At 72.5% G+C, this 14099-nt stretch carries 10 protein-coding genes; 7 read left to right on the top strand and 3 right to left on the bottom strand.

Going from position 1 to position 14099, the window contains the following annotated elements; genetic code table 11:
* Window positions 1-90 precede the first annotated feature (90 nt).
* Window positions 91-624 (top strand): DUF5134 domain-containing protein, encoded by a 534-nt coding sequence (locus tag Ari01nite_RS13885; protein WP_203781623.1) that lies wholly within the window; start codon window positions 91-93, stop codon window positions 622-624.
* A gap of 103 nt (window positions 625-727) precedes the next feature.
* Window positions 728-1090 (top strand): hypothetical protein, encoded by a 363-nt coding sequence (locus tag Ari01nite_RS13880; protein ID WP_203781622.1) that lies wholly within the window; start codon window positions 728-730, stop codon window positions 1088-1090.
* Between the two features lie 37 nt (window positions 1091-1127).
* Here the strand turns inward: Ari01nite_RS13880 and Ari01nite_RS13875 are convergent, their stop codons facing one another.
* On the bottom strand, window positions 1128-1397 hold the full coding sequence (locus Ari01nite_RS13875; protein ID WP_203781621.1) for a hypothetical protein: 270 nt from the start codon (window positions 1395-1397) through the stop codon (window positions 1128-1130).
* 300 nt (window positions 1398-1697) lie between these two features.
* The gene (locus Ari01nite_RS13870) at window positions 1698-2135 is read right to left on the bottom strand and encodes a DoxX family protein (protein WP_239162735.1); all 438 of its coding nucleotides are present in this window, start codon (window positions 2133-2135) and stop codon (window positions 1698-1700) included.
* Between the two features lie 216 nt (window positions 2136-2351).
* On the opposite strand from Ari01nite_RS13870, the gene Ari01nite_RS13865 reads away from it, so the two are divergent.
* The 3 genes from Ari01nite_RS13865 to Ari01nite_RS13855 all read left to right on the top strand — a co-directional run bounded on the left by Ari01nite_RS13865 (window position 2352) and on the right by Ari01nite_RS13855 (window position 9477).
* Window positions 2352-4655, top strand: a complete 2304-nt coding sequence (locus tag Ari01nite_RS13865) for a putative bifunctional diguanylate cyclase/phosphodiesterase (RefSeq protein WP_203781619.1) — start codon at window positions 2352-2354, stop codon at window positions 4653-4655.
* Window positions 4656-4761: 106 nt separating this feature from the next.
* Window positions 4762-7701: a M36 family metallopeptidase gene (locus tag Ari01nite_RS13860; protein ID WP_203781618.1), complete on the top strand. Its 2940-nt coding sequence runs from the start codon at window positions 4762-4764 to the stop codon at window positions 7699-7701.
* 159 nt (window positions 7702-7860) lie between these two features.
* Window positions 7861-9477: a lysyl oxidase family protein gene (locus Ari01nite_RS13855; protein ID WP_203781617.1), complete on the top strand. Its 1617-nt coding sequence runs from the start codon at window positions 7861-7863 to the stop codon at window positions 9475-9477.
* Window positions 9478-9498: 21 nt separating this feature from the next.
* Here the strand turns inward: Ari01nite_RS13855 and Ari01nite_RS13850 are convergent, their stop codons facing one another.
* Window positions 9499-10470 carry a helix-turn-helix transcriptional regulator gene (locus tag Ari01nite_RS13850; RefSeq protein WP_203781616.1) on the bottom strand — a complete coding sequence of 324 codons (972 nt, stop codon included), beginning with the start codon at window positions 10468-10470 and terminating at the stop codon, window positions 9499-9501.
* A 174-nt stretch (window positions 10471-10644) separates the two neighbouring features.
* Between Ari01nite_RS13850 and Ari01nite_RS13845 the strand changes: the two genes are divergently transcribed.
* Together Ari01nite_RS13845 and Ari01nite_RS13840 are read left to right on the top strand one after the other, a co-directional pair.
* Window positions 10645-12876 (top strand): hypothetical protein, encoded by a 2232-nt coding sequence (locus tag Ari01nite_RS13845; RefSeq protein WP_203781615.1) that lies wholly within the window; start codon window positions 10645-10647, stop codon window positions 12874-12876.
* 8 nt (window positions 12877-12884) lie between these two features.
* On the top strand, window positions 12885-14099 hold the full coding sequence (locus tag Ari01nite_RS13840) for a S53 family peptidase (RefSeq protein ID WP_203781614.1): 1215 nt from the start codon (window positions 12885-12887) through the stop codon (window positions 14097-14099).

Raw genomic sequence — 14099 nt, 5'->3', positions numbered from 1 at the left:
CTCGGCTCGTCACCGATGCTAGGTGCCGGGCCGGTCGGCTGTTCGCGAAACGCTTCGCCCGGCCGGGGGCGCCGTCTAGCGTTCGGCCCGATGATCGCTGTCGAGCCGCTGCGCTGGGCGCTGACGGTGGCCTTCGCCGCGACCGCCGGCTTCCACCTCGTCCGGGTGCTGCGCCCGGCGGCCCCGGCGGAACGGCTCACCGAGGCGCTGCACCTGGTGATGGGCGCGTCCATGATCACCATGATCTGGCCCTGGGGCGGGATCCTGCCGGCGCCGGCCTGGATCGCGATCTTCGTGCCCGCCACCGGATGGTTCGTCGCCCGCGCGGCCCGATCGGCCGGGCAGCGGGTCGCGCCGATGTTCTTCGCCAGCGCCACCGCCGCCATGGTCTGGATGAGCGCCGCCATGCCGGCCGGCACGCATCACGATCACGGTTACGCCGCGTGGGTGAGCGCCGGGCTCGGCGCCTACCTGGTGGCGGCCGCGCTGTGCTGGGTGATCCGCGGCATGCGCCTGCGCCGGCTGGCCACCGCGTCCACCGATCAACCGCCGCCCAGTTGGGCAGCGCTGTGCCACGGCACGATGAGCGCGGGCATGGGCCTGGCGCTGCTGGCCGCCGCGTGAGCGGTCGCGCGTGAAGGGTCGCGCGTGAAGATGAGGGAACCCGCTTTCCCCCGCTCATCGCCGATAGCATCGTTACTCAAAGTGATCGACCGGGAGGTTTCCGATGCGTCGAGCCGCGATCCTGACCACCGTCGTCCTCGCCGCCCTCTGGGTGGCTTCGCCCGCACAGGCGTTCGCGCACAACGCCGTGCACAACTCGGCCCTGCACGCCCTGCTCGACGGACTGACCGTCGCGGTCGCCTCGGCGCCGGTGTGGACCGCCCTGCTGTGGGGCCGCGGCAACCGCCTGTGGCTGGCCGGGCTCATCGCGATCGTGCAGGTGCCGGTGGCGGTCATCGGTTTCGTGCCGATCGCCAACCCGGCGGTGCACCTCGCGCTGTTCCTGTCCGCCCTGACCCTGACCGCCGTCTCGCTGAGGCTGGTCCGCAGCCAGGCCCGCTCCGCCGCCGCGCGAACCGTCGCCTAATCCCCCGGATCGGGCCGCCGCCCGGCCGGGGCGGCGATCAGGCGGCGGCCAGTTCCCGCTCCGGTTCCGGGCGCCGGACGTCGTACAGACTCAGGACCACGCCGCGTGCCCAGCGCATTCTCGGCATCGCGGTCTCCGGGCACTCGCCGTACGCGGCGGCCAGCGTCGCCACGCACCCGCTCACCCCGAACGTCCGCACGGCCCGGCCGATGGCGGCCTCGACCACGGCCCCCGGCGGGCGGGTCCCCGACGGCAGTTCGCTGGCGAAGAGCGCGGCGGCCCGGGCGGCCAGTAGTTGGCTTCGCATGTCGATCAGCTCCGATCCGATGTGTCTCCCTGTGTGCTCAGGGTGACGCACCGGCGCCACTGATCGCCTCCGGGTTTCCGCCCCCTGCCACCCCGACATTCACTCGTGGCAAACCCCGAAACACCGACGCGCCGCCGGTCGATCCGGCGTCGCGTAAGGCTTTCCGGCAGGCGTGCACAAGAAAAGACCGGCCCTCGAGGCCGGCCCATCGGGCACCCGGCTGTCCGGATTCCGACCGGAACGTCGACGGCGACCCCGTACGACCACCTCGCTGTGGCCGTAGGGTGCCGGTCGCCTGGCTCAGGTGGTTGCGGCGGCGACCTCTTCGGCCGGCCTTTCCTCCGTCGTGGCGGCGGAGGAGGCGCGCCGGCTGCCGAACAACGCGTCGAGCGACCAGGGACCGGCGCCGAGGGCGGCGACCGCGAGGAACGACCAGGCATAGAGGGCCGCGTTCACGCCGCCGTTCTCGATCGGCATGAGACCGGTCTTCTGGTGCACCACGAAGTAGGCGTACGCCATCGAGCCGGAGGCCAGGATCGCGGCCGGGCGGGTGAACAGGCCGACCAGCACGAGCAGGCCGCAGACGAGTTGGATGACCGCGGCGTACCAGCCGGGCCAGGTGCCGGCGGGGATCGGCTCACCGCTGCCGCGGTTGCCGCCGAGCACGCCGAACAGGCTGGCGAGGCCGTGACAGGCGAAGAGCAGACCGAGTACGGCGCGGAAGAGTGGCCAGATCACGCGTGGGAGACGCTCGGAAATCAATTGATGCTCCTCAATGGAAGATGGGGCTTCCCAAACCCTGACAGCTTAAAAGGAGTCCTCTGTGCAAGCAATTGATACCGATAAATGTCTGAGGTTGTCACAGAAGTCTCAAGCGGGCACCGGCGCGGCCGATTAAGGCGAGGAATCGGACCGGATCACCTGGTCCGGACCGCTCGGCGGGGAGGAACGGCGATGCCATCAGCGTCCCGCACGCTGCGCGCTTCCAGCCACCTGGTGGCGCTCACCGGCGCCTGGGTCGCGGTGGTCGGGCTGCTCACCGTGACCGGCATGGTCGGGGACATCCCGGGCTGGGCGCTGTGGCCGCCGGCCGCCGCCTCCGGCGCGACCGGCGCGCTCGCCTGTGCCGTCGCCGCGGTCAGCGGGCAGGGGCCGGTCCGGCTGTTCTGGCGGCGCCTGGCGGTCGCGGCCGGCTTCATGGCGGCGGCCACCGCGCTCCGCGGCTACGACTCGCTGACGCACGGCAACAACACCATCGGAACGCCGACCCTCCCGCTGGTCAGCGGCCTGTTCCTGACCGCCGTCCTGCTCGCCGTGCTGGCCATCCTGCGGCTGCCGAACCGGCGCCGCAACCGGCGCTCGACGGTGGCGCTGTGCCTGGACATCGCGGTCGTCGCGGTGGCCGCCGGGCTGGTGGCCGCGCAGTTCATGTCGGCGACCGTGCTGACCGGGCGCGGCGGCCCGCTGACCACCGCGCTGTACCTGATCGTGCTGGGCACCGCGGGTGCCGCCGTGCTCGCCGTGATCAAGGTGGGGATGACCGGCGCCGAGCCGGTGCACGGACCGGCGCTGTGGACCCTGGCGCCGATCGGCCTGGTGGCGCCGCTCGCCCTGCTGCTGACCCCGGTCTTCCAGGTCTGGCCGCACCTGAACGGCATCGCCATCGCGATCCCGCTGGCCGGGCTGATGTTCGCGGTCGCCGGCCGCGCGCAGACCCGGGCCAACCTGGTCCCGCAGGCGACGCTGCAGCCGCTGCCCTCGGACCGGCACACCCGGGCCAGCGTGTGGCGGCGCAGCGTCAGCCTGGTGCCCTACCTCGCGGTCGCGCTCACCGTCACCATGCTGCTGGCCATCACGCTGCACACCGGATACCTGCGCCCGGAACTGGCCGCCGGCTCGATGGCGCTGATCATCCTGGTGTCGATCCGGCAGCTCATCGCGGTCGCCGACAACACCAAGCTGCTGGACCGGCTGGCCGACCGGGCCGACCACGACGACCTCACCGGGCTGCCGAACCGCCGGTTCTTCACCGCCGTGCTGAGCCGCCGGACCGCGCCCACCACGGTGGCGGTCATCGACCTGGACGGCTTCGCGCCGCTGAACGACTCGCTCGGTGACGACTACGGCGACCGGCTGCTGCGCGAGGCCGCGGCCCGGCTCACCCTCACCATCGGCGCCGACGCCGTGGTGGCCCGGCTGCTGGGCGACGAGTTCGGCGTGGTGGTGCCCGAGGGTCACCCGCTCGCCGACGACGTCGACCTGGCCGAGGCGCTGCTGCACGCGTTCCGCGCCCCGCTCTGCGTGGACGACCGGGACCTGCTGGTCACCATCACGGTCGGCGTCGCGAGCGGGTCCGGCGACATGGTGCCCGACCTGCTGCGCCGGGCCGAACTCGCGCTCCAGGCCGGCAAGCAGTCCGGCGGCAACCGCTACCACACGCACTCGGCCGCCCTGGACGCCACCGCCGAGCACCACGCGCACATCGCCGCGGCCCTGCGCCGGGGCCTGGAGCTGGGCGAGTTCCGGCTGGTCTACCAGCCCATCGTCGAGCTGCCGCACGGCATCGTGCAGGGCGTCGAGGCACTGGTCCGGTGGCACCCGGACGGCGGGCCGGCGGTCTCCCCCGCCGAGTTCATCCCGGTGGCCGAGCACACCGGCCTGATCGTCGACCTGGGCGCCTGGATCATCGACACCGCCTGCGCCGACGCCGCCGCCTGGCACCAGCGGCACCGCGACAACGCGCCCTGGATCAGCGTCAACGTCTCGGCCCGCCAGCTGCTCGACCCGGAACTGCCGGCCCAGGTGGCCGGCTCGCTGCACCGGCACGGCCTGGAACCGCGCTGGCTCACCCTGGAGATCACCGAGACCGCGGTCTTCGCCGGCGGCGCCGCGGTGGCGGCCGTCCAGGCGCTCCGCGAACTCGGCACCGGCATCGCGCTGGACGACTTCGGCACCGGGCACTCGTCGCTCACCCTGCTGCGCACCTGCCCGGTGACCACGCTGAAGGTCGACAAGTCGTTCATCGACGGCCTCAACGGCACCGCCCAGCAGGAGGCCATCGCCACCTCGCTGAGCGGCATCGCCAGCACGCTCGCGCTGCGCGCGGTCGCCGAGGGCGTGGAGAGCGAGGCACAGGCCGACCGCCTGCACGCCCTCGGCTACCGCTACGCGCAAGGCTTCTACTTCGCCAAGCCGGTCCCCCCGGACCAGATCGACGGCATCCTCGGCGCCAACCGAGCCCTCGCCGCCCCGCGCTGACCGCCGCTGGGCTTCTACTTTGGACGTTCGGCCCATGCCCGGCCCCACCGTAAGTGCGATCGGATCCCAGTGGAATCGGTAATAGCCGTTCGACTGAGGAGGGACCGTGCGCACACCATCCCGTGCGTTATCGGCAGCCGCCACGATGCTCGTCACGTCCGCGTTAGTGCTGGCCGGCGGATCCGGCACCGGCAACGCGGCGGCCGCCGCCCCGGCCGCGGTGCCGGTGGCGAAGGCTCCGGGGGACGATCATCACGAGAAACTGACCGACAACCGCCGCGGCCGGATCGCGCCCACCACCGGGCAGCGCAACCACGCCGCCGCGACCGGTGCCCAGGCCCGGTGGAACACCCTCGGCACGCCCGCGACGCTGACCGCACCACCGGGCGGGCCGCTGGCCGCCGGGCTGCCGGCCGACCCGGTCGCCGCCGCCCGCGCCTACGTCGCCGCCAACCGCGAGGTGCTCGGCCTCACCCCGGCCGGTGCCGACGCCCTGGAACTGCTCACCTCGGCACCGATCGGAAGCGGCGCCGCGGTGGTCTTCCGGCAACGCTTCGGTGACCTGGTCGCCGGCCACGACGGCCTGCTCTCGGTGGGCGTCCGGGACGGCCAGGTCTGGTACGTGAGCTCCTCGCTCGCCCGGGACGCCGGCGCACCGCCGCCGGCCACCCTCACCGCGGCGGACGCCGAGCGCCTCGCCGCCGCCGACGCCGGACTCACCACGCCGACCGTCATGGCGAACCGCCTCGTCGCCGTGCCCACGCCGGACCGCGGCCCCCGCGCGGCCTACCAGGTGACCCTCGGCGACGACCTCAGCGGCGCCGAGCCGGTCGCGTTCACCACCCATGTGGACGCCCGCGACGGCACCGTGCTGGTCCGCCAGGACATCGTCGACGAGCACGAGGTCGACAACCCGCAGTGGGACGTCTTCCCGAACTCGCCGCGCGTCGACTACTCGTCGCGGGACGTCCGGGACCGCTGGTGCTTCGGGCCGGGCCGGGGCTGCGACGAGGTGGTCGGCACCTCGGCGTCGCCGCTCGGCTGGGACGTCAAGCCGGCCGACGGCACGCCCACCTACACCACGGCCGGCAACAACGGGTTCGCGGTGCACAACTGGACCTCGAACGACCCGTTCACGGTCGGCACCGAGACCGCGACCCCGCAGCCCGACCGCAAGTACGTGTACGACTGGACCAACCAGTGGCACCGGGAGAGCTGCGCGCCGACCGTCTTCGAGTCGCCGCAGCGCAACGACATCGACGCGGCCCGGGCCAACCTGTTCGGCCAGCACAACCGGATGCACGACTGGTCGTACCACCTCGGCTTCACCGAGGCCACCTGGAACATGCAGGACGACAACCTGCGGCCGGGCGGCCTCCCCGACGATCCGGAGCAGGGTAACGCGCAGGCCGGTGGCATCTCGGGCGGGCCGCCGGCGTTCGCGGCCCGCAACAACGCCAACCAGATCACCCCGCCGGACGGCGAGGCGCCGATCACCAACATGTACCTGTGGCAGCCGCAGGCCGGCGCGTTCTACCCGCCCTGCGTGGACGGCGACTACGACATGTCGGTGATCGCCCACGAGTACACCCACGCCATCACCAACCGGATGATCGCCGGGCCGGACGGCGGGCTCAGTTCGCCGCAGGGCATGAGCGAGAGCTGGTCCGACCAGCTCGCGATCGAATACCTGGCCGAGCACGGCTACGCGCCGGGCGGGCAGCGGGCGTTCACCATCGGGCAGTACGTCACCAGCGACCCGGTGGCCGGCATCCGGAACTTCAACATGAGCCGGAGCCCGCTCAACTACAGCCATGTGGACTACGACTTCGTCGGGCTCCAGGTGCACGCGTCCGGCGAGTTGTGGAGCGCCACCAACTTCGACATCCGGGCCGCGATGATCAAGAGGTACGGCGAGGGCACGGCGAGGCTGCAGAAGTCCTGCGCCAACGGGCTCACCCCGGTCACCTCGTGCCCGGGCAACCGGCGGTGGATCCAGCTGGTCTTCGACTCGTTCCTGCTGATGGCCACCAGCGCCAACAGCATGGTGGACGCCCGGGATGCGCTGCTCGGCGCCGACCTGGTCCGGTTCGGCGGCGCCAACCAGGCGCTGCTGTGGAACGCGTTCGCCAAGCGCGGCCTGGGCGAGGGCGCGGCCAGCACCGGTGCCACCGACGCCGACCCGCGGCCGAGCTTCGCCTCGCCGCACGCCACCGAGGCGACCGTGGTGTTCCGGCCGGTCGACGAGAAGGGCCAGCCGGTGCCGGGCGCCAAGCTGTTCGTGGGCGACTTCCAGGCACGGGCCGTACCGATGGCCGACAACGACCCGGCCACGCCGCTGCCCGACCGGGTCAGCCTGATCCCCGGCTCGTACACGTTCCTCGGCCAGGCGCCCGGCTACGGGCACGCCCGGGTCGGCGCCACGTCGGTGCGGGCCGGGCAGACCCGGACGCTGACCGTGCGGCTGCCGCACAACCTGGCCTCCGCGACGGCCGGCGCCACGGCGACCGGCGACGGGATCAACGTGGCCCGGCTGATCGACGACGACGAGGCGACCAACTGGGCGTCGCTGGCCAGCCCGGTGGCCGGCAAGCAGGTCACGGTCGACCTGGCCGGCGAGGCGCAGACGGTCCGGCGGGTGCAGGTGAGTGCGATGCTGCGGCCGGCCGTCGAGGGCGACCCGGACGCGGGAGCGCAGAACCGGTTCACCGCGCTGCGGCAGTTCCGGGTGCTGGCGTGCACCGCCAGTGCCACCGTCACGTGTGCGGATGCGGCCGACTTCACGACCGCCTTCACCAGCAAGCCGGACGCGTTCCCGGCGATCGCGCCGCGGCCCCGGGTGCCGCAGCTGACCGTGCGGTCGTTCGACATCCGGCCCACCACGGCCACGCACCTGCGTTTCGAGGTGCTGACCACCCAGTGCACCGGCGCGCCCGACTACGCCGGTGAGCAGGATGCCGACCCGAGGGCCGGCACCGACTGCGGCACCGCGAGCCCACAGGCACTGAATGTGCGGGCCGCGGAGTTCCAGGCGTACGCGAAATAGATGCAGGTGCGTGGGTGGGCCGCCGAGCTCACCCACGCACCCGCATCCTCCCCGTTTTGTGCCAACCCCGGGCTACTTCACAGGTTCTTCACAACTGTCCGGATTGGATGGTTCGGCAGCGATCGGATCGACGCCGGTCGCATTGACGGGGAGGAACCCATGACTGACCCGAAACACCGTCGCCGGCGGACCCGCCTGCTGACCGCGGGCACCGTGGCCGGAGCACTGGCGCTGACCGCCGCGGGGGTGGGCATCGCCCAGGCGGCCACCCCGCCACCGCTCTCGTTCGTGGCCGCCACCAACGCGGTCACCGCCGAGCGCTACGTCTGGGACGACGAGGTGTGGCTCTCCTTCGACCTGGGGCTGCACGTGATCGCGGGCAACGACGCCTTCGAGATCTGGGCCAAGCGCTCCGGGTACGACACGCCGATCACCGCCGAGCGGGTGGTGACCCAGAAGGGCAAGAAGAAGCGGGTGCCGCTGCCGGCCGGCATGGTCGCCGACTTCTCCGGCCTCAAGGACTTCACCGCCTTCAAGATCACTAACGAGGCCGGCGAGGTGGTCAAGGAGTACAGCACGTCGTTCTGCGGCAACTCGTACTTCTCGGCCCGCACCCGGCCGGACGCGCCCGCCACCTCGCCCTACCCACGGATGTGCGGCGGCGAAAATCCGTTCGCGCTCGGCGCGGTGTGGGGCATCCAGGCCGGCTGGAACGCGCAGGTGCCCGAGTACCCGCCGTTCGAGCCCGACGGCGCGCAGTTCGACCTGCCGAACGGCAAGTACACCGTCACCGCCACGGTGACCCCCGCGTACCAGCAGCTGTTCGGCATCCCGGCGCAGAACGCCAGCGCCACGGTCGCGGTGACCGTGGTGGACGCCAAGGTCGACGAGGCCGGCCTGGCCCGGGCCAAGGCGGCCGACGCCAAGCAGGAGCCGGCGGCGGCGGTGGCCGCGGCCGACGCGCACGGCCTGCACGGCGGCGAGGGCGACGCGACCCGCCAGGTGTCGTCGTACCTGCCCGAGTTCCGGGCGCCGGCCAAGCGGCCCACCACCCTGGCGGCGGCGCCGGCCAGTGGTCCGAAGCCCGACCTGCGCTCGCTGCCGGCCTGGGGCATCGCGATCGAGCCCGGCGCCGACGAGGAGACCGGCGAGCCGGACGGCAAGTGGTACGTGAACTTCGGCGCCACGGTCTGGAACGCGGGCACGTCGCCGCTGCTGGTCGACGGCTTCCGCCGGACCGGCACCGACCTGATGGACGCGTACCAGTACTTCTTCGACGCCAAGGGCAACCAGGTCGGCTCGCGCCCGGCCGGCACCATGGAGTGGGACCCGCGCGAGGGGCACCTGCACTGGCACTTCACCGACTTCGCCCAGTACAACCTGCTGACCGCCGACCAGTCGCTGGCGGTGCGCAGCGGCAAGGAGGCGTTCTGCCTGGCCAATACGGACGCGGTCGACTACACCATTACGAACGCGAAGTGGCGCCCGGACAACACCGATCTGGCCACCTCGTGCGGCGCCGACACCGTGGTGGCGGTGCGTGAGGTGCTCGACGTCGGCAACGGCGACACCTACAGCCAGTACCGGCCGGGCCAGTCGTTCGAGGTCACCGACCTGCCGAACGGCACCTACTGGATCCAGGTGCTGGCCAACCCGGAGAACAAGCTCACCGAGCTGAGCACCACCAACAACTCGGCGCTGCGCCAGATCATCCTGGGCGGTACGCCCGAGGAGCGCACGCTGACCGTTCCGCCGGTGCACGGCATCGAGGGCTGAACGACGGGCTGCCCGCCGCGCCTAGAGCAGGCCGCGGCGGGCGGCCTCCACCCCGGCCTGGAACCGGGTGCCCACCCCGAGCGTCGCGGTCAGGCTGGAGATGCGCCGCCGGGCGGTGCGCATGCTGATCCCTAGCTGCCGGGCGATCGCCTCGTCCTTGAGACCGGTGGCGAGCAGCTGGAGCACCTCGTACTCCTCGGCGGACAGGCCGGTGCCCTCGACTTCGCGGCGGGCACCCGACCACAGCGGCGTGCCGCGCTGCCAGTACCCCTCGAAGATCTCCACGAGACCGTCGAGCAGTGCCGACGGGCCGACCAGGACGACGCTCTCGGTGCCGGTCGACGCCGTGGTGATCGGCAGCATGGCCCGCTTACGGTCGCAGATCATCATCTTGAACGGCAGCCGCGGCGCCACCCGGGCCTGCTCGCCCAGGTCGGCGAGGTGACGCAGGCGCGGCAACCGGCCCGGCACGTCGAGCGCGGCCTGCTCGTAGATGGCCCGGCAGGTGACGCCCCGGCCCAGCATCGGCGCCTCCGCCTCGACCTCCACGGCCCCCGCGTTCTCGTGCTCGCTGACCCGGTCGAAGGTCAGCAGCTCGACGCTGGTCGCGGAGAGCAGCTCGAGGAACCGGCGGCGGCCGACCTGCGGCCCGGTCAGCACCTCGAGCAGGCTGCCCGGCCGGGACGCCGCGGTGGCCTCCTGGTACTGGGCGAGCAGTTGCGGCACCGCGAGGCGGGCCAGATCGAGCGCGGACTGCCGCTCACTGGCCAGCGCGGTGATCGCGATGTCCGGCGGCACCGGGCGGAACCTGGCCGGCCGGCTGTCGTCGCGCTGCGCGAGCCGCAGCGTCACCAGGTGGGCCAGGTCCTCACGAACCCGACCGATCGGTAACCCGGTGCGATCGGCCAATGCGCGCGCCGAGCTCTCCGGCGCGCTGAGCAGAGCCCGGTAGACCTGCTCCTCGGCAGCGCCGAGACCTAACGGCTCCAACATCCCGGACCGCCTCCGTCGACTGATCTTCCAAACGCCGTCTTCGCTGGCCACAAGGGGCGCTTGGCCACAACTGGAAGCCCTCGGAGTATAGACATAGGTCAATTCTTCGGGTTGATTGTGAGAACCCCTGCCGCTCGACCCGGTGTAGGGGCGCTGTTGTTAGGGAGGACGCGGATGCGTCGCGTACGGATCAATACTGTCGGTTACGGATTGGGGGTTCTTACTCTCGTCGGTGCGCTGGCCGTGGTGCTACCCATCACCGTGCACGCCGAGGAAGCGCCGAAATCCCCCTCGACAGCCCATATCCAACCGGACCGCGTCGTGACGCTGCCCACCGGGGAACGGGTGTTCCTCACCGCCGCCGGAGACGGCCGGCAGGTGCGTGGCGTCGAGCCCCCGGCCGGTGCACGGACCGGGGCAGATCCGGTCCGGGTGCGCACCATGTCGGTCGCTGACCACCACTATGTCGTACCCGAGAGCGCTTTGCCCTTCGTGGGACGCCAACTGGACCTTTCGCTTTTCGACGTACGGAATCCCGCCGCCGCGATCCAGGTGGAGTGGGAGCCCGGCGTCACCCCGCGCACCATCCCCGGTCTTGACCTCAAGCCGGCCGCCGGTGACAAGTCCACCGGCCGGGTCGGCGATCCGGCGGCCTTCGGCGCCGCCATGGCCGGGGCCGCGACTCAGGCGCGGACGTCGGCAGCCCGGAGCACGACGTCCAGCCGCCAGGTCGCGGTCCCGGCCACCGGACCGCTGGCGGGTGTGCGCTCGGTGCGCGCCGCAACCGCGTCCGCCGCCGCCGAGCCCACCGCGAACCCGCAGTTCCCGTTGGCCAACCTGACCGTCAAGGGCCTCGACGCGCTCGGCGTGGCGGCGTTCTCCGGCGGCGTCTCGATCACCAACGCCGAGGACGTGCAGCGGTTCAGCAGCATGCAGTCGTTCGTCAACGGCGAGGTCTCGTTCAGCGTGCCGGAGGGGCACTACTCGCTCGAGGTGTCGATCACCACGTACGACGCCGAGACCAAGTACGTCGGCGACGCGCTGCTGTTCTTCCCGGAGATCGAGATCGTCGGGCCGCAGATGGAACTGGTCGCGGACGCCCGCAAGGCGACCACCGCGGTGCCGGTGCCCACCACCCCGAACCCGTCCGGCCTGGAGCAGATGCAGGCCACGTTCTCCCGGATGTCGGCGGCCGGATTCGACTCGACCACGGCGTTCATGATGGTCGGCGGCTCGCCCTCGCTGAAGGTCACGCCGACCGACCCGGTCTCCATCGGCGCGGTCCGCTGGTACACCTACTTCCGGCTGAACGCCCCGTCCGGCGCGGCCGACCCGTACCTCTACGACCTGGTCTTTCCCGCCGACGGCAGCGTGCCGGACAATTTCGCCGAACAGGTGCCGGCTGGCAGCCTCGCGACCCTGGACACCACCTACGCGGGTGAGGCCGGAGCGGCCCCGATCAGCACCTACCGGACGTCGTTCCAGGACTGGGAGCAGTTCCCGATCCGGTTCGCCAGCACCGCGAACGCCCCGCTGCGCCGCACCGAATACCTCTCCGCCGCGCCGGACATGGGCTGGGTCGGCACCGCGGTGGCCAAGCCGGACGAGTTCAACGGCGCCGCCCAGTCCCCGATGGTCGTGTACCAGGCCGGCGCCAAGCTCGCCGACCGGTTCCTGGCCGCCCCGATGGTGCCCGGCGTCGACCGCGGCACCGTGCGGACCCAGAGCTGCCCGGCCTGCCGCCAGGACGACCAGCTGATGCTGAATCTCCAGCCGTTCACCGACGCGGGCGGGCACGGCGTGCGCATGACGACCAGTGCGACCGCCACCATCCAAAACCAGATGCGGGTGTACGCCGACGGCCAGCTGGTCGGTCAGGCCACCGACCCGGCCGGCAGCATCGTGATCCCGGGCGGCAGCGAGCAGATGAAGCTCGAGCTGGACTCGTCGGTGACCGCGCCGTGGGTCACCACCTCGGCCAAGGTGCACACCGCCTGGACCTGGCGCACCGCAACGCCCACCGCACCGCTGCCGCCGGGCGGCCGCACCTGTCTCGAGGCGGACGCGCCCTGCTCCTACCTGCCGCTGCTGTTCGCCGCCTACGACCTGGGCGTGGACACCACCAACGCGGTCCCGGCCGGGGTGGCCGTCCCGCTGACCGTGACGGTCCGGCCGCAGGAGTTCGCCCCGGCGCCGGCCGCCGACAAGATCACCCTCGAGGTGTCCGGCGACGACGGTGCCACCTGGAGCCCGGTCACCACGACCGCGGCCGGCGGCGGCAAGTTCACCGGGTCCGTGACCCCGGCGGCCGGGAGCGAATTCCTCTCGTTCCGCCTGCACGCCAGCGAAGCGACCGGCGGCACCCTCGACCAGACCGTCACCCGCGCGCTGCGCGTCACCGGCTAAGGACAACCATGCGACCCCGTACTCCCCTGCTGGCCGCCGGTGCCGCGCTCGGCGCCACCGCGCTCACCGTCACCGCGGCGCTGACCGCGACGGCCGCCGACGAACCCGCGCCGCAGCCGCTGCGCACCGTCGACGTCTGCGCGCCGGCCGCACCGCCCAAGGCCACCTGCTTCGCCAAGCTGGTGGTCAGCGGCGGGCCGGCGGCGACCCTGGCGGCGCCGGCCGGGCTCGGACCGGCCGACCTGACCTCGGCGTACGCCATCCCGGCCGGCGGCAGCGGCCAGACGGTCGGCATCGTGGTGGCGTTCAGCAGCCCCACCCTCGAGGCCGACCTGGCCGTCTACCGCAGCACGTTCGGCCTGCCGGCCTGCACCTCGGCCGCCGGCTGCCTGCGCATCGTCAACCAGGACGGCGCCGCGTCGCCGCTGCCACCGGCCGACGCCGGCTGGGCGCTGGAGACGGCGCTGGACGTCGACATGGTGTCGGCGGCCTGCCCGGCCTGCCGCATCCTGGTGGTGCACGCCAACTCCAACGGGCTCGACGACCTGGGTGCCGCGGTGTCCACCGCGGTGCGGCTGGGCGCCGACGTGGTGTCCAACAGCTACGGCACCGGCGTCGAGTTCGCCGGGCAGGCCGCGTACGAGTCGCACTACATCCACCCGGGCGTGCCGCTCGTGGTGGCGGCCGGCGACATCGGCTACTCGGTGTCCTTCCCGGCCGCGTCGCCCTACGTCACGGCGGTCGGCGGCACCACGCTGACCCGCAACGCGAGCGGGGCCTGGACCGAGCGGGTCTGGTCGGGCACCGGGTCGGGCTGCTCCGCGTACATGCCCAAGCCGTCCTGGCAGACCGACCCGAACTGCCCGATGCGGATGGTGAACGACGTGGGCGCGGTGGCCGACCCGTCGACCGGGGTGGCGATCTACGACTCGTTCCAGAACGCGGGCTGGCTGGTGGTCGGCGGCACCAGCGCCGCCACCCCGATCATCGCGGGCATGTACGCGCTCACCGGCACGGCGGCCAACCGGGTCAACGACGGCTCGACGCCGTGGCGCCGGCACACCGCCGCGGGCGCCTTCCGCGACGTCACCAGCGGCACCAACGTGCCCGGCCCGAACGCGGCCACCTGCGGCGGCGACTACCTGTGCACCGGAGTCCCCGGCTACGACGGCCCGACCGGCTGGGGCACGCCCCTCGGGATCGGCGGTCTGACCGCACCATAG

This window comes from Paractinoplanes rishiriensis, assembly GCF_016862375.1.
Lineage (GTDB): Bacteria > Actinomycetota > Actinomycetes > Mycobacteriales > Micromonosporaceae > Actinoplanes > Actinoplanes rishiriensis.
The sequence above is the reverse complement of the archived record's forward strand: the minus strand, read 5'-3'. Positions and strand labels throughout refer to the sequence as shown.

What these genes read in the sequence shown, in the direction of transcription:
- Ari01nite_RS13855 (WP_203781617.1), top strand. Translation starts at nt 7,861, where the DNA reads ATGACTGACCCGAAACACCGTCGCCGGCGGACCCGCCTGCTGACCGCG.
- Ari01nite_RS13885 (WP_203781623.1), top strand. Translation starts at nt 91, where the DNA reads ATGATCGCTGTCGAGCCGCTGCGCTGGGCGCTGACGGTGGCCTTCGCC.
- Ari01nite_RS13840 (WP_203781614.1), top strand. Translation starts at nt 12,885, where the DNA reads ATGCGACCCCGTACTCCCCTGCTGGCCGCCGGTGCCGCGCTCGGCGCC.
- Ari01nite_RS13850 (WP_203781616.1), bottom strand. Translation starts at nt 10,470, where the DNA reads ATGTTGGAGCCGTTAGGTCTCGGCGCTGCCGAGGAGCAGGTCTACCGG.
- Ari01nite_RS13865 (WP_203781619.1), top strand. Translation starts at nt 2,352, where the DNA reads ATGCCATCAGCGTCCCGCACGCTGCGCGCTTCCAGCCACCTGGTGGCG.
- Ari01nite_RS13845 (WP_203781615.1), top strand. Translation starts at nt 10,645, where the DNA reads ATGCGTCGCGTACGGATCAATACTGTCGGTTACGGATTGGGGGTTCTT.
- Ari01nite_RS13875 (WP_203781621.1), bottom strand. Translation starts at nt 1,397, where the DNA reads ATGCGAAGCCAACTACTGGCCGCCCGGGCCGCCGCGCTCTTCGCCAGC.
- Ari01nite_RS13880 (WP_203781622.1), top strand. Translation starts at nt 728, where the DNA reads ATGCGTCGAGCCGCGATCCTGACCACCGTCGTCCTCGCCGCCCTCTGG.